General features: G+C 39.9%; 17 protein-coding genes and 3 tRNA genes. 14 read left to right on the top strand and 6 right to left on the bottom strand.

Annotated elements, in window-relative coordinates; translation table 11 throughout:
- Positions 1–2: 2 nt before the first annotated feature.
- A complete protein-coding gene (locus ACOQON_RS09950; protein ID WP_420575289.1) occupies positions 3–569 on the bottom strand; it encodes a helix-turn-helix domain-containing protein in 567 nt (188 codons plus the stop codon).
- A gap of 123 nt (positions 570–692) precedes the next feature.
- On the opposite strand from ACOQON_RS09950, the gene ACOQON_RS09945 reads away from it, so the two are divergent.
- The 3 genes from ACOQON_RS09945 to ACOQON_RS09935 are packed head-to-tail and all read left to right on the top strand — an operon-like array spanning position 693 to position 4,607.
- Positions 693–1,046 carry a PadR family transcriptional regulator gene (locus ACOQON_RS09945; protein WP_420575288.1) on the top strand — a complete coding sequence of 118 codons (354 nt, stop codon included), beginning with the start codon at positions 693–695 and terminating at the stop codon, positions 1,044–1,046.
- A complete protein-coding gene (locus ACOQON_RS09940) occupies positions 1,043–1,924 on the top strand; it encodes a TolB family protein (RefSeq protein WP_420575287.1) in 882 nt (293 codons plus the stop codon). Before ACOQON_RS09945 ends, ACOQON_RS09940 begins: the two co-directional genes overlap by 4 nt.
- Before the next feature lies 1 nt (position 1,925).
- Positions 1,926–4,607: an ABC transporter permease gene (locus ACOQON_RS09935; RefSeq protein WP_420575286.1), complete on the top strand. Its 2,682-nt coding sequence runs from the start codon at positions 1,926–1,928 to the stop codon at positions 4,605–4,607.
- On the opposite strand, the gene ACOQON_RS09930 is transcribed toward ACOQON_RS09935, so the two are convergent.
- Together ACOQON_RS09930 and corA are read right to left on the bottom strand one after the other, a co-directional pair.
- A complete protein-coding gene (locus tag ACOQON_RS09930) occupies positions 4,608–5,123 on the bottom strand; it encodes a mechanosensitive ion channel domain-containing protein (protein ID WP_420575285.1) in 516 nt (171 codons plus the stop codon).
- A 342-nt stretch (positions 5,124–5,465) separates the two neighbouring features.
- Positions 5,466–6,620 (bottom strand): magnesium/cobalt transporter CorA, encoded by a 1,155-nt coding sequence (gene corA, locus ACOQON_RS09925; RefSeq protein WP_420575284.1) that lies wholly within the window; start codon positions 6,618–6,620, stop codon positions 5,466–5,468.
- 105 nt (positions 6,621–6,725) lie between these two features.
- Between corA and ACOQON_RS09920 the strand changes: the two genes are divergently transcribed.
- Entirely contained in the window at positions 6,726–7,271 is a 546-nt protein-coding gene (locus tag ACOQON_RS09920) for a hypothetical protein (protein WP_420575283.1), read from the top strand.
- Between the two features lie 86 nt (positions 7,272–7,357).
- Here ACOQON_RS09920 and ACOQON_RS09915 read toward each other — a convergent pair.
- Positions 7,358–7,432 (bottom strand) — tRNA-Val (locus ACOQON_RS09915).
- Between the two features lie 274 nt (positions 7,433–7,706).
- Positions 7,707–7,781: transfer RNA gene (locus ACOQON_RS09910), tRNA-Pro, on the bottom strand.
- A gap of 198 nt (positions 7,782–7,979) precedes the next feature.
- Between ACOQON_RS09910 and ACOQON_RS09905 the strand changes: the two genes are divergently transcribed.
- The 5 genes from ACOQON_RS09905 to ACOQON_RS09885 are packed head-to-tail and all read left to right on the top strand — an operon-like array spanning position 7,980 to position 10,528.
- Complete coding sequence (locus ACOQON_RS09905) at positions 7,980–8,282, top strand: hypothetical protein (protein ID WP_420575282.1); 303 nt, start codon at positions 7,980–7,982, stop codon at positions 8,280–8,282.
- On the top strand, positions 8,282–8,920 hold the full coding sequence (locus ACOQON_RS09900; RefSeq protein WP_420575281.1) for a pyridoxamine 5'-phosphate oxidase family protein: 639 nt from the start codon (positions 8,282–8,284) through the stop codon (positions 8,918–8,920). Before ACOQON_RS09905 ends, ACOQON_RS09900 begins: the two co-directional genes overlap by 1 nt.
- A complete protein-coding gene (locus ACOQON_RS09895; RefSeq protein ID WP_420575280.1) occupies positions 8,901–9,206 on the top strand; it encodes a GNAT family N-acetyltransferase in 306 nt (101 codons plus the stop codon). Before ACOQON_RS09900 ends, ACOQON_RS09895 begins: the two co-directional genes overlap by 20 nt.
- Position 9,207: 1 nt before the next feature.
- Complete coding sequence (locus ACOQON_RS09890; protein ID WP_420575279.1) at positions 9,208–9,633, top strand: (4Fe-4S)-binding protein; 426 nt, start codon at positions 9,208–9,210, stop codon at positions 9,631–9,633.
- A 37-nt stretch (positions 9,634–9,670) separates the two neighbouring features.
- A complete protein-coding gene (locus tag ACOQON_RS09885; protein WP_420575278.1) occupies positions 9,671–10,528 on the top strand; it encodes a putative phage abortive infection protein in 858 nt (285 codons plus the stop codon).
- 110 nt (positions 10,529–10,638) lie between these two features.
- Here the strand turns inward: ACOQON_RS09885 and ACOQON_RS09880 are convergent.
- Positions 10,639–10,712 (bottom strand) — tRNA-Met (locus ACOQON_RS09880).
- Between the two features lie 138 nt (positions 10,713–10,850).
- Here ACOQON_RS09880 and ACOQON_RS09875 point away from each other — a divergent pair.
- The 5 genes from ACOQON_RS09875 (at position 10,851) to trxB (ending at position 16,637) form a co-directional block, all read left to right on the top strand.
- Positions 10,851–11,240, top strand: a complete 390-nt coding sequence (locus ACOQON_RS09875) for an START-like domain-containing protein (protein WP_420575277.1) — start codon at positions 10,851–10,853, stop codon at positions 11,238–11,240.
- 60 nt (positions 11,241–11,300) lie between these two features.
- Positions 11,301–13,031, top strand: coding sequence for an LptF/LptG family permease (locus ACOQON_RS09870; RefSeq protein ID WP_420575276.1), 1,731 nt, complete (start codon positions 11,301–11,303; stop codon positions 13,029–13,031).
- A 37-nt stretch (positions 13,032–13,068) separates the two neighbouring features.
- Positions 13,069–13,338, top strand: coding sequence for a 30S ribosomal protein S15 (gene rpsO / locus ACOQON_RS09865; protein WP_350221777.1), 270 nt, complete (start codon positions 13,069–13,071; stop codon positions 13,336–13,338).
- 84 nt (positions 13,339–13,422) lie between these two features.
- Positions 13,423–15,579, top strand: coding sequence for a polyribonucleotide nucleotidyltransferase (gene pnp, locus ACOQON_RS09860; RefSeq protein WP_420575275.1), 2,157 nt, complete (start codon positions 13,423–13,425; stop codon positions 15,577–15,579).
- 107 nt (positions 15,580–15,686) lie between these two features.
- A complete protein-coding gene (trxB, locus tag ACOQON_RS09855) occupies positions 15,687–16,637 on the top strand; it encodes a thioredoxin-disulfide reductase (RefSeq protein WP_420575274.1) in 951 nt (316 codons plus the stop codon).

Here is a 16,637-nt window from a genome sequence, read left to right as displayed (position 1 = left end):
TGCTAAATAGTGTCCAAAGGCTTTCTTAAAGGCTTTTTTTGTTTTTTAAATTGAGAGGGGGATAGGCCGGTTTCTTTTTTGAATTGTGCAGATAGGTGAGCTACCGAACTATAGTTCATCGCGTGTGCAATTTGTGAGAGTGTCAGTTGATTATAGAATAGTAATTCTTTTACTCTTTCTATTTTTTGTGAGGTAATGAATTTCTCAATAGTGATGCTTTCAACTGAAGAGAATAGCTTGCTGAGGCTGGAGTAATCTTTGTGCAATTTTTCTGACAGGAAGGTTGAGAAATTGACTTTTAGCGGTTGCTCGGTGTAATGAATCTGCTCAACAATTAAGCCTTTGATATTACTGATGATCGCAGAGGTTTTATCCTCCAGTAATTCAAAGCCTTTTGATTTTAGTAAAGAAGATAGATTTGCTTTTTGCTCTTTATCCAACGGTCTTTTTAGCTGCACTTCTCCAAGAACTACTCCTTCAAATCCAACATTCGCTTCATTCAGGGATTTCTTCACTGCCTCGATACATCGCGGGCAGACCATGTTTTTGATGTGAATAACAGCATTCATAATGTTAAGCAATCTACAAAATATGCGCTGAGAACGTTCAATGAAGTAATATTTGATTAATTGATGTTTTGTACAACTAATTATAAACTTGTACGTTTGTACAACAAATAAAATTCGATACTAATGAAAGGAGCACATTTAGGCGAGTTGGAAGAGCTGGTTTTGTTAACTGTTGGATCTCTAATTGACCAGGCTTACGCTGTGGTGATTATGGAGGAGATCAGTTCAAATACTAATCGTAAAATGGATGTTACCGCGATTCATTCTGTACTGAGACGATTAGAAAAGAAAGGTTACGTAAAGTCCGAAATGGGAGGAGCTTCTAATGAAAGAGGTGGAAGAAGAAAGCGCTTTTTCAGCCTTACCAAAGCAGGTAGGAGTGTTCTGGATCAATCAATGGAGTTACGCTATTCACTATATCAGAAGTTGCCAAAGCTGTCATTTGTATCGCCAATTCATTCAATAATACAACTATGAGGCTTCTAGCTCTAAGTGCGCTGGTTTTGTTAACCACCATGTTTAACTCATTCGCTCAGGATAGATATAATTATCATGATGGTAGGTGGTCATCCACTGGAAATGAAATATTGTACTATGCAGATGTTGATGGGGATTTTGATGTTTATCTCGCTGATATAGATGGAAATATTATTGACAAAATAACCTCAGACTCTACTTATGAAGGGATGCCCGCATGGGGGTTGAATGATGAAGTGATTTCCTATTCATCAAATAGGTCGGGAAATTTTGATATCTATTCTTTCAATCTAGTTACCAGAGAAACAAAAAATCTTACGAACACTGAGGTTTTTGAAGGGACTCATCGATGGTCTCCTGACAAATCCAAAATTGCCTATGAAAGAAAGGAGAATGGGAATACCGATATTCATATTATGGATTCAGATGGCTCAAATAAGCGCGTTTTAGTAGCTACCGGTTCCAATGATTTTGCGCCATACTGGTCAGAAAATGGTGAGTATATCTTTTATCAATCTTCCGAAAGCGGTAGCTATCAACTCTATAAGATAAAGAATGATGGGACTGACAAAGAACAACTCACTTTTGGTGAATCGCATAACCTCATGGGATCAATATCTAAAAATGGAAAGTATGTTTTTTTTATTTCATTCAATTCTGATTACCCTCAAATAAGCAGGATGCGGAGTGATGGTTCAGAAGTTATTCAACTCACCTCTTCCAGTAACAGAAAGGCAAGAGCGGAGGTGTCACCAGATGGCAATTTGATCCTGTATAATCAGATTGAAACAGTAGAGAACAAGTCTGTTTTCAAATTTCGATTATTGTCCGAAGATGGTTCTTCAGACACAGAATTTGTACTTAAAAACATGAGGTAGCATGTTAGAACCTCCAAAATTAGCCGACAGGTTCCTTGAGTGGTTTTGCGATCCTTATCTATTGGAGGATTTACAAGGTGACCTCCATGAAATTTATGAGGCAAAGGTGAGCAAAGGTTGGAAGCGGGCGAATCTGTATTACTGGTGGATGGTCTTACGCTCTTTCCGATGGTCGGCATTAAAAAAGAATCAAAAACTCAAAACTTCAGGACTTATGATTACCAAAAACAACTTCAAAATTGCATGGCGTGTATTGCGACGTGACAAGTTTAACACAGCCATAAATTTGTTAGGCCTTACAATTGGCATTACATGCTTTTTATTGCTTGGGTTATTCGTAAAACAAGAGCTTAGCTATGATCAATTTCATGCCAAAAAGGATCGTATTTATCGTTTGCTCTTAAACGAGGATTATGGTGATGGCCGCACATTTTACAATGCCACAACACCGCTTCGATTTGAATCGATGCTTGAGGAGAACTTCCCGGAAGTAGAGCGAGGTGTTCAATATATTCGAAGAACTCATTTGGTTGGGAGAGGAGAGAAAAGAATCAACGAGCCTGTGGCTATAATTAGTCAGGGCTTCTTTCAGGTATTTGATTTTGATTTGTTATTTGGAAATGCGGAACAGCCTTTTTCATCAAAAAGTGGAGTGCTTCTTTCCAGGGAATATGCTCAAAAATATTTCGGAGAATTGGACCCTCTTGGAAAGGCTTTTGCCATTCAGGTGAATGATGAAATTCGGAATTTTGTGGTTGAAGGAATTTTTGATGATATCCCGAAAGAGTCCAGTATTCAATTTGATATAGCCCTATCCAGTGAGATGCAGCGAGACTTGTACAGTGATAGAGCTTTCACTGCATGGTTTAATATCGTTCCGGAAACCTATATTTTATTGGAAGAAGGAGTGAAGCCTGCCGATTTGGATGAGAAGGTTCAGGATGTGATCATGAGCTTCATGGCTGATCTGGACATGGCCGGTGAGCCAATCCAAAGAGGTCAATACAATATTGAATTTCAGCCTTTGACAGACATTCACCTGAATCCTAATGTTCCACTTGGGTTTGCTCCAGTAGGAAACCCTCAGTATGTAGCGATTTTGGGTGCTATTGGTCTTCTGGTGATTATTATCGCATGTATCAATTATGCCACGCTTTCCATCGGTCAGTCTTTGAAGCGTGCAAAGGAAGTTGGAGTTAGAAAAGTACTGGGAGCGTTTGGTAGTGCGTTGACTGCTCAATACCTGGTAGAAGGTATTCTTTTGTCCGTAATTGCAATGACTATTGGGGTTGTTTCTGCTTTTCTCCTAGTGCCGACCTTCAATTCACTGACCGGGACCGACCTGACTCTGACTTTTGAATGGTGGCACTTAGCCCTTTACATCCTGCTTGCGGTAGTAATTGGTTTCGTTTCCAGCATTTATCCGGCATGGATTCATTCGAAATTTAAAGCAGTTTCAGTACTGCATGGAAGTAATCAATCAGCTGACAAGGTGAAGGCAAGAAAGGGGATGGTGGTGTTTCAGTTTATTATAACTGTATTTCTAATAAGCACCTCGTTGTTAATTCGGCAGCAGGTAAATTATCTGCAAAACAAAGATCTGGGCATCAAGTATGATGCAGTGATTTCTGCCAATTTAAATCCGAGTCCGGAAGCACAGCGAATTGTTGAGTTGACGGAAAGCGCAATGGATAATGGAGAGATATTAAAAGCCCGGTTATCTAAGTATCCGGAGATCACCCAAATTGGGATGGGTAGTCATGTATTCGGTACAAATGGCTGGGCACATTATGGATTTAATGACAAAGAAGGAGATTTTAAGCGCTTTCGTTTGTTGGTTGCCGACCCGGAATACCTGTCGCTTTTTGATGTTAAGGTCAAAGAAGGAAGGTTGTTTGAACCTGGAAATACCCTGGATGAACGTCAGGGGGTGTTATTGAATCCTGCAGCTGTAGAGCTACTAGAGTTGGAAAATCCGGTGGGCGGACAATTACCGAACGATGAGTTCGGTGATCATCAAATATTGGGTGTGACAGAAGCGTTTCATTTTTCTTCACTTCATAACTCGATTGAGCCACTTGTGATCGTCCAAAATCCACTACCTATTCTGATGGGAATATCCGATCTGGATATCAATGATTCTTTCGTTCCAAAATTAGTATTCAGGTACAATGGCTCTAACCTGATGGATGCAACAGATATCCTTAGAAAAGAATGGGAGGCCTCCTTCCCAAATGAGAGTTGGAATTATGAGTTTGTGGATGAGCGGATCAAGTCTCAATATGAGAGTGAGGCACGAATGAATAAATTGATTACAGTTGCTACTGTTTTATCGATTGTCATTGCTGCGCTGGGCTTGCTGGGTCTTTCCCTACTGGTGGTGAATAGTAAGGTGAAGGAAATAGGCATTAGAAAGGTAATGGGGGCATCAACTTGGTCAATTTTTGGCTTATTGGCCAGAGGGTTTTCTATTCAAATCGCGATTGCGATTGTTTTATCCATTCCAATTACCGTGCTGTTGATGAATCAATGGTTGGAAAATTTTGCCTATCGGACAAGTATAGGAGTAGGCCTATTTGTGGTCAGCGCATTAGCTTCTATCCTGGTTGCGGGTGCGGTCATTAGCTATCAAACCATGCGTGCCTCCAAAGTAAATCCGGTTGAGTCGTTGAGGAGTGAATAACTACTTTTTCACCTTCACAATCTGCTGAAAAAACACATTGTTGGGGACGGTGATGATGCCGTCCTTATCTTCTAGTTTTGTGTAGATTAGTCCAATGTCTTTCACTTTTCCTGTTACTTCTTTTTCTAAAAGTGTGACTGTATCAGTGATTTTAAATGGATTGATTGTGTAGATGATGATTCCAGCAACTATGTTGCTAAGGATACTCCATATCGCGAAAAAACCAATTGCGATAACACCTAAAATACTACCAAGAGAAATCCAGAGGTTGTTTAAATCCCCTCCCCATATGATAATGAGCAGTATGATGGTGAAGGTATAAAGTGAAACCATCAGCAATCGCTTGGTAGCAGCTGTACGATTGAGGTCATAAGAGAATTTATTTCCAAGTCGCTTGATACTTTTTTTGATAAGCCAGCGTGATGAGATGAATAAAATCAGAATGATTAGTGTAAGTGCAGCTTGCGCGAAATAGTTTGTTTCCACTCTGCCAATAAAATCGGTTAATTGCTCCATGGAGTAAAATTAATCGAGAGCTTTCTCATTATTAAAAAACAAAAAAAAGGCTACCTGAACAGGTAACCCTTTTGAAAGCAGAAATTAATGTTTGACAGTAGTAAATCCTTTGGTGATTAGCCGATAAAAATAGTGACAATAGCTAGTGACAAGGCTAAGCCAGCTGTACATATCACAAAACTTTTGTTAATAAGACCTTTTTGTTCCTTGGTTAATTGAAGTAAAGCCATGGTGGTAATTGTTGGTTATGACTATGAAGTAAAACAATCCAAAAACCAACTGCAATTTTGTTCGTTGAAGTCCATTCCTTCTTAGATAATTGTCTGAAAATCAAAGATTAGACTATAGCCAGTCTTTGCGTTTGAAATAGATTACCATTCCAATGAAGATACTTATCATCACTCCCCATACGATGAAATAGCCGTTTCTGAACTGAAGCTCTGGCATGTATTCAAAGTTCATCCCATAAATGCCGGCAATGAATGTAAGAGGGATGAAAATGGTAGCCACAGTGGTCAAAACCTTCATTGTCTCATTCATCTTTTGACTGAGAGATGCATAATAAATGTTTGTTAAGCTTTCAAGTGATCGTGTGGTTGAGTCCACTTCTTCCAAAGCATTAGAACAGCTCATTTTAAGGTCATTGATGTATTTGATGTTTTCTTTTTGAAAGAAAGTGGTGCGGTTGTTTAAAATATAATTGATTGACTCAGTCATTGGGGTCAGAGATTTTTTTATCAGATCCGCTCTTTTTTTACTCTTTTCAAGAGCGAACAAGGTTTCTTTATGAGGGTTATTATAGACCTCCTGTTCAAGCTCCGCAATGTCCTCATTAATGTCTTCAATTGTCTCAAAGTAATTATCAAGTATGGCATCCAATAATTGGATTAACAGATAGTCAGAAGTTCGTTTCCTTATAAACCCAATTCCTTCTCTGATTTTATACCTGATGTCGTCAAAGTGATCACTTTCTTTTTCCTGAAAAGAAACCACGTAATTTTTTCCCAGCACAAATGATAATTGCTCTACATCAATTTGATCATGCTCATCCAGCAAAATTGATTTTAGATTGAAAAAAAGATAATCATCAAATTCATCAACCTTTGGTCTCTGAGTGGTATCCAATAGATGTCTGACCGAAAGCCTGTCCATCTTTATGGTTTCAGCTAGTTCTTGTATGAGTTCTACTTCATGCAGTCCGTGAATGTTTAGCCAATAGATGTGTGAATCTTTCGGATTGATCATTGGTGTGAAATCTTTTTGATTGGATTCCAGCGCTTCATTTTCGTTAAACGTGAATAACTGGACTTTAACTTCCTCCAGTTTTTTCTCCCCAATGAAAGTGATCTCTGCCTTTCTCTTGGCTTTGGTTTTGAGATCTGCATACATATTTATTGGAGTAAGTGTAATATCTGTCAGGGTTTTTAATCCTGATAAAAGAAGTTTGTCCGGTCTCACCAGGTCTATTGGGTTAATCTTTTTTTTCTTTTTGCTCATAGCTTCAAGTTAGTCAAGTTAAGAACAGATAGGAAAAGTTAAATCAGTGATGGTAGGTTTGAAACATTGTAAGTGAAATTCAAGTTAAAATTGTTGTCTTATTATATGAGTGAGAAAGAGATTGTACAGGAGCGACTTCAGGAGAAGCAACGCATGGTCAATGCCAGTAAGCACATGACTAAACTTTTTATTGTTACCAGCTCACTCATATTTGTCACACTTCTTATTGTTTGGGTCTTGCAAAAGCTGCCTGACCTAATCATCCCTACTATTTATGAGGTCGCCACATGGTTTATCCTGGTTAGTAGTGCTTTGATTGTAATGGGGCAGTTCAAGATCAGAGAAGATGAAATCGAAAAGGCATTTCGGTTTACTGGTTTGGGATTATTTTTCGGTCTCCTTTTTTCTGTGCTACAGGTGATTGGCTGGCAGGAGTTGCTAAGTTCTAACCTGTCTTTTCGGAATATACTTTTTCCATTTGCCCTGATTCACTTCATTCATGTGTCTATTGGGTTGTTGCTTTTGGCTTCCGTATTCAGAAAAATAAGGGAGTATCGGGTGCACTCAAAATCTCGTCAGTATGCGTATAATGTCTTCTTATTCTGGCATTTCCTGGGAGGGGTGTGGCTGGTCTTTATTTTTTTGGGTTAGTAAGTCGGAAATGCTGGATTTGTCGGTGCTGGCGTTTCGGTCGGTGACCTCACAATCAAGAAGATAGATTGATGCCAAATTTGAAGTGGGACATACTGGATTCGAACCAGTGACCTCTTGCCTGTCAAGCAAGCGCTCTAAACCAACTGAGCTAATGCCCCAATGAATCATTTAAACAGATAAGATAACATCCATTAAAGGAGTGCTAAAGTAGTCTATTTATAAAGATTTAATAATAAAAAAAGGGAGCAAATTGCTCCCTTAAGTTGTCGGGGTGGCAGGATTATTCGTATGATCCTTTACCCTGAAAATTCCGAAAGCAAAGTTTGTCACTTCGTTCCTTCACTTTTTCCTTTTCATATGCTCATTGGAGTTAAACTCCATTCACCAAAAAAAGAAAAAGCCCGCAAGTAGGTTGCGAGCTTTGCTTTCTTGTCGGGGTGGCAGGATTCGAACCTGCGACCCCCTGGTCCCAAACCAGGTACACTAACCGGACTGTGCTACACCCCGTTCCCGACATTTTTCGGTTCCGTTTTCCAAAACGGAACGCAAATGTAGAAATTCAATATTTAAATAGAAGCATCGTGTTGATTTTTTTTGGATAAAATAGAAGTTCTTATTTTTTGATTTATTTCTCTTTGATTTAAGAATACAAAATCAAGTATTTATTTACTTTTAAAATCAGTTCAATCAACTAAATCAATATTTATGAAAAAGATTAAATACTTAGCCTTCATCAGTCTCATCGGTTTGTCATCATTATCAGCTACTGCTAATGAAACTGATCCGAAAGAAACAGATCCTCAGGAAAGAGTAGAGCAACTTGAAAACAGAGTACATCAGATATGGGAAATGGATTTTTCCGACATGGACAAGGAAGAAAAAGCTGCTTTGAAATTGGAGGTGAAAGAAATCAAGAAGGAGTTAAAGCAAGCAGGTCTTGACAGCAAAGTTTCCATTTCTATTGGTGCAATTATTATAATCCTTCTTTTGTTGATCCTATTGACTTGATGGCCAACACAAAACCTTCAAGGTATCCCAGCAGGGGCACTGATGATAAAGAGACCTTATATCAGATTGTTGATGAAGGTCTTTTTTGTACCATAGCATTTAATCGCGATGGTGTTCCCCATCAGATTCCCACTGGCTTTGCCAGGGTGGAGGGTGAAATTTATATCCATGCCTCGGCCAAAAGTCATTTCATGGAAAGCATCATTGGACAAGAGGTGAGTTTTTCTATTACTCACATGGATGCCCTCGTCCTTGCGCCCACGGCATTTGACCATTCGTTTAACTATCGGTCGGTAATTGGATTTTCGAAAGTAGAAGAGATTACGAACCCCAACGAAAAAGTAAAGTTCTTTAACTTATTCACAGACCGGTACATTCCCGGTCGAATAGCAGATGTAGGGGAACCAAACCCCGAACAGGTGGCCATTACGAAGATAGCTCGGCTTTCGCTGGCAAATGCTGCTGCAAAAGTCAGAATGGGTGACGTAAACATGAAGATGGAGGGCGTTGATACCTGGTGTGGGGTTATTCCAATTGAGTGGAGATATGGTGAGCCCATTGTAGATTCTCAAATAGATGTAGATAGAAACCTCCCGGAATATTTAAAAAAGCTCATTGATGGATCTGGCAAGCCTTAAGACTCAAAATATAACAGAAGAGCAGCGCTTTATGCTACAGCTTGATGATGCCACTGCCTTCATTGACTACAAGGTTGGTAAAAGTGGGGCTATTTATCTGATTCATACGGAAGTGCCGGAAGAAATGGAGGGGCAGGGTGTCGGCCATAAACTGGTGAGGGAATCGCTGGCAATGATTGAAAAAGATGAGTTGAAAATTATTCCACTATGTCCATTTGTAAGGTCTTTTATTAAAAACAATCTGAGTGACTACACGCATTTATTAGCAGAAGGAGCTAAATTGTAATATGGCAGAAAAAATAAAAGAATACGAAAGCGAAGAGTTAACCGTAATCTGGAAGCCGGAGAAGTGCATCCATTCAGAGGTTTGTTATAAAGGTCTTCCGGATGTTTTTGATCCTAAAGCCCGGCCGTGGGTAAATGTGGCTGGCGAAAGCGATCAAAGAATTAAGGAACAAATTGACAGGTGTCCTTCAGGAGCCCTTTCTTACAAACTAAAAAATGAATCTGTAGCAGGAGATACCATTGAAGACGAACAGATTGTAGAGGTTACGAAAGGAGGACCGCTCATGGTTTACGGAAATATTAAAGTGAAGCATCACGACGGTTCTGAAACGTCAAAACATCGGATGACTGCCTTTTGCAGGTGTGGAGCTTCTTCAAACAAACCATATTGCGATGGTACGCATAAGAAAATCAACTTTGAGGGATAACTTTTACTTTTAAGGTTTACACCTATACCAGTCAAATATGAGAATAAAAAAACCTAACCTAAACTGGGGAGATATCTTCGCTAACCTTCTTGCTTTATGTGCATTTGCAGCAATAGGACTGGGGCTATGGCTTTGTTATATTTTTATCGTAAAAATGAATGGCTTCAGTGAGGAGATTTGGCAAGATAGAACCCTCCTTGGAATGGCCGGTGAATTCCTTGGTGGAACAGTAGGTCCTATTTGGGCATTGGCAGGAGTGATACTTTTCTTTTTGGCTCTAATCTATCAAAAGCGTGAACTTGTGCTTCAACGCATGGAGCTTCAGGAGAGCAGGAAGATTATGGAAGATCAATCGCAGACTATTGCGATTCAACAATTTGAAAATACTTTCTTTCAGCTTTTGAACTTCCATATCAATGCTGCAAATCATATTCGAAACACCAAGATCAATGCAAAGGCAAAATCTCAGAATGCATTCGATGAACTTTATCTGGAGTTTAAAAGAGAAACGGATAAGCTAAAGAAGAGAAGAAAGACAGATGCAGGCGGATTAAGTCCGTCAGATGAATCATTTGAAAATACCTTCATTGCTGTTTTTGAAGGTTATAAAAACACCTTCCAACATTACCTGGAGAACTATAAAGCACTTCTTCTCTTTATAAAGAGCAAGAGTCATGATCCGGCTTTTTACTACAACATAGTCAAGTCACACTTCACTGAGCAGGAAGTACAGGTTCATTTTTATTATATCATTCTGGTTTCCAAGAATAAGGAATTGATTGAAGTCATTGAAAAATATCATCTATTCCAGAAACTGAATGAACGCACTGTTGCTGATGTCGACCCATATCACCTGAAAAAAGTGAATGAGGAAGCGTTCAAGAGGGAAGATTAATTAAAGTAGCGAGGAGCGGGGTTGACCGGGGAGGCGCACCTCCCGCCGACCTCAATGCCCACAAAATTGTTTGGGTATAAAAAAAGCAGCCCGAAAGCTGCTTTGTATAGTAGCGAGGAGCGGAGTTGAACCGCCGACCTCAGGGTTATGAATCCTGCGCTCTAACCAACTGAGCTACCTCGCCAAGAAAATTTGAGACACGAAATTCATCAGAGAACTGATGTGTCCCTCAAAAAGGAACGCAAATCTATAAAAGATTTCTTTTTAGCCATGAGCTTGTTGGAATAGATTTTTTTTTTACCTTATCAAAAATTTCACCGGTATGGCAAAGTACAAATATGTAGGGGAGTTTGAATTCAACGCGTCCAAGAAGATGCTTTACCCATATTTCAGCACTGCATCAGGCTTAGCACAATGGTTTGCCGACGATGTGAACATCAATAATGAAGATAAAGTATATACATTCATTTGGGATGGAGATGAATCCAGAGCCAGGCTCACATCCAATAGAACCAATCATCATGTACGCTTCGATGTAATAGATGAGGATGACGAGGATGATAATAATTTCTTCGAATTCAAAATAGACATGAATGAGCTTACGCAGACTGTCTATGTTCGCATCACCGACTACTCGGATATGGACGAGGAAGAGGCCAGTGAATTATGGGAAACACTTATTCATGATCTCAAAGAGATTGTTGGAGGCTAATAGCCTCAGGTAGTCTGGTATCTTTCTTGCTATCATCCTATTTTCTAATTTTGCACGCTTATGAGAATGAGAAAGTTGGATGTCCTGATGCTTAAGTCCTTCATTGGACCTTTTTTGCTAACCACAGCTGTAGCCAACTTTATTCTATTACTTCAATACATGCTCAAATATTTCGATGATTTTGTCGGAAAGAATTTGGGCTTTTCTGTTTTTGCAGAACTGATTTTTTATTTCTCCCTCAATATGCTTCAGGTGGCCCTGCCGTTGGGAGTGCTGCTTGCTTCACTTATGACTTTTGGGAATCTTGGAGAGCAATTTGAACTAACCGCTATCAAGAGTTCCGGAATATCACTTCTTCGAACACTTAGACCAATTTTTCTATTTGTTCTGGTGTTATCGGTTGGCGCCTACTTTTTCAATAACTATACCATTCCGGCAGCCAACCTAAAAGCTTATAGTTTGCTATATGATATAAAACACACTAAGCCTGCTTTGGATATAAAGTCAGGAACGTTCTACAATGGAATACCCAATTATAGCATCAAGGCGAAGGACAAACTTCCTGATGGAAAAACGCTTTTAGATGTCATTATATATGATCACTCTTCTGGAAGAGGAAATAAAACGGTAATACTTGCAGACTCCAGCTTAATGTACACATTCATGGACGACCGCTATCTTAAGCTTGAAATGTATAATGGTCATTATTATTCGGAAGAGCCTAAGAGGGATAGTGAGATTGATCAGTTTTACCGAACCGAGTATGATAGAATGGATATGGTTTTTAGTCTGGCCTCCTTCGATTTGAAAAGAAGAAAAGAAGAGCTGTTTCAGAATAACAGACAAATGAAAAATATCTCAGAACTATCCCATGATATTGATTCATTTGAAAATCAGGTTGTTAGACAAAAAGCGAGTTTTATTCATACCACTAGAAGATACTTCGATTATCATATGACGAGTAAAGAATCAATTATTAATAAAAGTAAAATACAGTTGGATAGTGCTGATTTGGATACCGAGGATAGTGTAATGTCTGCTCCGATCAAAGCAGCAATTTTTCCAATTTCTTTGCTCTCCCAGGAACCAAAGAAGGCCTTAAAGAAAAAAAAGACCCTTCCCAGTCCTGAACTATTGAACGATCAGGATACAATTAATGATCAATCAAGTACGGCAATCGAAATCTCTTCAGATGTGAAGAAAGAAAGAAATTTCATTCAGGAGAAAAGAGAATTAACCAGGAAAGAACCATTTAGGCTTTCAACTTCTAAAATAGACACTTTGCAATGGGAGCACATAGATTCATATCTGGATGATAAGTTCAAAAACAAAAAACCAATGTTATCTGAAGCTTTGAATAAAGCACGTAACATAAAGGTTAATCTTAGTTCATCAAAAACCAGGTTGTATCAATATCAAAAGGATGTCAATCTCTATACGATTGAAATGCAAAAGAAATATGCGCAGGCGCTAGCTTGTGTTTTGATGTTCTTGATTGGGGCACCACTTGGCGCAATCATTAAAAAAGGTGGGTTGGGAGTTCCTACAATTCTGGCTATTTTCTTTTTCATTATTTATTATGCATTTACCAGTATAGGAGAGAAGCAGGCTAAATCCGGGGTGATGGATCCTTACCTTGCTTCATGGATGTCTGATATGATTCTTTTACCATTTGGACTTTACTTTTTAAAGCAAGCGAGAGTGGACGCTCGATTATTTGAACTAGATGCCTATCGGGTTGGAATAGAAAAGCTTAGGCGTAGATTTGCTCGGAATAAGAACAAAGCGTAAATTTGCGCTTCAATAAAAAGAGGTAGACGATTTTAGAATGTATCTAGCAAAAGAAAAAAAGGAAGAAATTTTTAAAGAGCACGGTAAGTCAGCTACAGACACAGGGTCTGCTGAAGGTCAAATCGCATTGTTCACTCATCGAATCAACCACCTGACTGACCACTTAAAAACTCAGAAAAAAGACCATGCATCAAGATTAGGTCTTTTGAAGCTAGTAGGTAAGAGAAGAAGACTTCTTGATTACTTGCACAAAAATGATATCGAGCGATATCGTAGCATCATTGCTAAGCTTAACATCAGAAAATAAAAAATAAAGGGGGATCAAATTTCTGATTCCCTTTTTTGATTATAAACACCCAGGGGTAAAACGTGTCCCTTTTATCTATTGAATATGAATGTAATTACTAAAACCTTCCAACTTTCTGACGGCAGGGAAGTATCCATCGAAACTGGAAAACTTGCAAAGCAAGCGGATGGGTCTGTCGTGGTAAGTATGGGGAATGCCAAGCTCTTGGCAACAGTGGTTTCTTCCAAAGAAGCCAAAGAGGGAGTGGACTTTTTACCACTTTCTGTTGATTATCAGGAAAAATTTGCAGCTGCCGGAAAGATTCCGGGTGGCTTTTTGAAAAGAGAAGGGAAACTATCTGACTATGAAGTGCTGATTTGCCGATTGGTGGATCGAGCGCTTAGACCACTATTTCCATCTGACTACCATGCTGACACGCAAGTATTTATTCAGCTAATTTCTGCTGATAAAGACGTAATGCCGGATGCACTCGCTGCACTTGCAGCATCTGCTGCGATCTCTGTTTCTGACATTCCGTTTGGAGGTCCGATCTCTGAGGTGAGAGTAGTAAAAGTAGACGGAGAATATAAAGTGAATCCAACGCCAGAAGAGATGGCGAAATCCACTCTTGATTTAATTGTTGCTGGTACTGCCGATAACATCATGATGGTGGAGGGTGAGTCTAAAGAAGTTGATGAGTCTGAAATGCTGGAAGGCATCAAAAAGGCTCACGAAGAAATTAAGGTTCAATGCGCTGCTCAGGAAGAACTTGCTAAAGAAGCTGGTACTACTGAAAAACGTGAGTACGATCACGAACCGAAGGATGAGGAGTTAAAAGCTTCCATGCACAAAGCAGTTTATCAAAAACTATATGATATAGCTGCTAAGAAGAATCCAAACAAGTCTGAAAGAAAAGAAGCTTTCAAAGCAGTTTACGAGGAGTATATCGGACAGTTCACTGAAGAGCAACTTGAGGAAATGGATGACTTCCTTCTAGGAAAGTACTTCCATGATATTGAAAAAGAAGCGGTAAGAAACTTTGTCCTTGACTCCAAAGAAAGAATTGACGGGCGTAAGCCGGATGAAATTCGACCAATCTGGTCAGAGGTAGATTATCTTCCCTCTGCTCATGGTTCAGCCTTATTCACACGAGGTGAGACACAATCTCTGACTTCTGTTACGCTAGGTACTAAGCTGGATGAGCAAATGATCGACGGAGCGATGATCTCCGGTTACAATAAGTTCATCCTTCACTATAATTTCCCTGGTTTTTCAACTGGTGAAGTGAGACCTAACAGAGGACCGGGACGAAGAGAGGTTGGACATGGTAATCTTGCCATGCGCGCATTGAAACCAATGATTCCGACCGAGGATGAAGGTAATCCATATACGTTGCGTGTTGTTTCTGATATCCTTGAATCAAATGGATCGTCATCAATGGCGACTGTATGTGCAGGAACGATGGCATTGATGGATGCAGGTATCAAGCTTAAAAGACCGGTTTCTGGAATTGCAATGGGAATGATCTCAGATGCAGAAACAGGAAAATATGCCATTCTTTCTGATATCCTTGGAGATGAAGATCACCTTGGTGATATGGACTTTAAAGTAACAGGTACGACAGAAGGCATTACAGCATGTCAGATGGATATCAAAGTGGATGGACTTTCTTATGATGTGCTTGCCGAGGCATTGGAACAAGCGAAAAAAGGTCGACTCCATATTCTTGGAGAGATGGCTAAATCTATCACAGAGCCAAGAGCAGAGCTTAAGTCTCATGCTCCTCGAATGGAACAGTTGCGAATTGATCGTGAGTTGATAGGTGCGGTGATTGGACCTGGTGGTAAGATCATCCAGGAAATTCAAAAAGAATCCGGAGCTACCGTAAACATCGAAGAAGATGAAAAAGGTGGTAAAGTGAGCATATTTGCTGTGGATGGTGAATCTTTAAATAACGCGATGGCTCGAATCAAAGCCATTGTACAGCAGCCTGAAGTTGGGGAAGTGTACGATGGTAAGGTAAAGTCAATCATGCCTTTTGGTGCATTCGTTGAATTCCTTCCTGGAAAAGACGGATTGCTACACATCTCTGAGATCAAGTGGGAGCGAGTAGAGAATGTTTCTGATGTGATGGAAGAAGGAGAGGAGATCAAAGTGAAGCTTATTGATATTGACAAGAAGACGGGTAAATTCAAGCTTTCAAGAAAAGTTTTGTTACCTCGTCCTCCAAAACCTGAACCAGCTGAAAAGACCGAAGAGTAATCTTCAGGACACTTTAGAATTTTTATAAGCCCGCAGGGCACAAAAGCTAATAAGATGGTGTTCTGTTTCGGAACACCATTTTTTTGTCAAATACTAGATAACCAAAAATGTCAACGGAACGAGTAAAAGTATTAATCATTGGATCTGGACCTGCAGGATTTACAGCTGCAATTTATGCTGCAAGAGCAGGCATGAAACCTGTTCTTTATCAGGGAGGACAGCCAGGAGGTCAGCTAACCATTACAAATGATGTAGAAAATTATCCGGGGTATCCTGACGGGGTAATGGGACCACAGATGATGGTCGATTTTCAAAAACAAGCTGAACGATTCGGTACGGATGTTCGGAGTGGAATGATCACATCCGTTGATTTCAGTGGGTGGCCGCACAAAGTGATTGTGGACGAAAAAAATGAAATAGAAGCTGAGGCTGTAATTATCTCAACTGGTGCTTCTGCAAAGTGGCTCGGACTGGAAAGTGAGCAGCGATTGAATGGGAAAGGCGTTTCTGCATGTGCTGTGTGTGATGGATTCTTTTTTAGAGGACAGGATGTAGTAATTGTGGGAGCCGGAGATACAGCAGCTGAGGAAGCGAGCTATCTTTCGAAGATTGTGAATAAGGTCTACATGTTGGTAAGAAGAGATGAAATGCGTGCATCTAAAATCATGCAGCAACGTGTAAAAAATGCGCCTAATATTGAGATTCTTTGGAATACAGAAACCAAGGAGGTCTTGGGAGATGAAGAAGTGAGTGGAGTAAAGGTTGTGAACAATCAAACTGGAGAGGAGCGTGTGCTTGAGGCTCAGGGCTTCTTTGTAGCAATTGGTCATAAACCAAACACGGATATCTTCAAAGGTTGGATCGATATGGATGAGCAGGGTTATATCAAAGCTGTTCCCGGCACCTCTAAAACAAATGTTCCCGGCGTATTCGCCACAGGTGATGCAATGGATAAAGTTTACCGTCAGGCCGTGACTGCTGCCGGAACCGGATGCATGGGGGCATTGGATGCAGAGAAGTGGATTGCAGAGAAAGAGGTGGAGATGATGGAAGCCTGA

It is taken from the genome of Ekhidna sp. (genome assembly GCF_965221965.1).
In the GTDB taxonomy this organism is placed as follows: Bacteria; Bacteroidota; Bacteroidia; order Cytophagales; family Cyclobacteriaceae; genus Ekhidna.
Note: the sequence above shows the minus strand (reverse complement) of the source record. Positions and strands in the feature narration are given on the sequence as shown.

Bases quoted from the DNA above. Each gene is read 5' to 3' on its own strand.
- ACOQON_RS09950 (WP_420575289.1), bottom strand. From the start codon at position 569: ATGAATGCTGTTATTCACATCAAAAACATGGTCTGCCCGCGATGTATC.
- ACOQON_RS09945 (WP_420575288.1), top strand. From the start codon at position 693: ATGAAAGGAGCACATTTAGGCGAGTTGGAAGAGCTGGTTTTGTTAACT.
- ACOQON_RS09940 (WP_420575287.1), top strand. From the start codon at position 1,043: ATGAGGCTTCTAGCTCTAAGTGCGCTGGTTTTGTTAACCACCATGTTT.
- ACOQON_RS09935 (WP_420575286.1), top strand. From the start codon at position 1,926: ATGTTAGAACCTCCAAAATTAGCCGACAGGTTCCTTGAGTGGTTTTGC.
- ACOQON_RS09930 (WP_420575285.1), bottom strand. From the start codon at position 5,123: ATGGAGCAATTAACCGATTTTATTGGCAGAGTGGAAACAAACTATTTC.
- corA (WP_420575284.1), bottom strand. From the start codon at position 6,620: ATGAGCAAAAAGAAAAAAAAGATTAACCCAATAGACCTGGTGAGACCG.
- ACOQON_RS09920 (WP_420575283.1), top strand. From the start codon at position 6,726: ATGAGTGAGAAAGAGATTGTACAGGAGCGACTTCAGGAGAAGCAACGC.
- ACOQON_RS09905 (WP_420575282.1), top strand. From the start codon at position 7,980: ATGAAAAAGATTAAATACTTAGCCTTCATCAGTCTCATCGGTTTGTCA.
- ACOQON_RS09900 (WP_420575281.1), top strand. From the start codon at position 8,282: ATGGCCAACACAAAACCTTCAAGGTATCCCAGCAGGGGCACTGATGAT.
- ACOQON_RS09895 (WP_420575280.1), top strand. From the start codon at position 8,901: ATGGATCTGGCAAGCCTTAAGACTCAAAATATAACAGAAGAGCAGCGC.
- ACOQON_RS09890 (WP_420575279.1), top strand. From the start codon at position 9,208: ATGGCAGAAAAAATAAAAGAATACGAAAGCGAAGAGTTAACCGTAATC.
- ACOQON_RS09885 (WP_420575278.1), top strand. From the start codon at position 9,671: ATGAGAATAAAAAAACCTAACCTAAACTGGGGAGATATCTTCGCTAAC.
- ACOQON_RS09875 (WP_420575277.1), top strand. From the start codon at position 10,851: ATGGCAAAGTACAAATATGTAGGGGAGTTTGAATTCAACGCGTCCAAG.
- ACOQON_RS09870 (WP_420575276.1), top strand. From the start codon at position 11,301: ATGAGAATGAGAAAGTTGGATGTCCTGATGCTTAAGTCCTTCATTGGA.
- rpsO (WP_350221777.1), top strand. From the start codon at position 13,069: ATGTATCTAGCAAAAGAAAAAAAGGAAGAAATTTTTAAAGAGCACGGT.
- pnp (WP_420575275.1), top strand. From the start codon at position 13,423: ATGAATGTAATTACTAAAACCTTCCAACTTTCTGACGGCAGGGAAGTA.
- trxB (WP_420575274.1), top strand. From the start codon at position 15,687: ATGTCAACGGAACGAGTAAAAGTATTAATCATTGGATCTGGACCTGCA.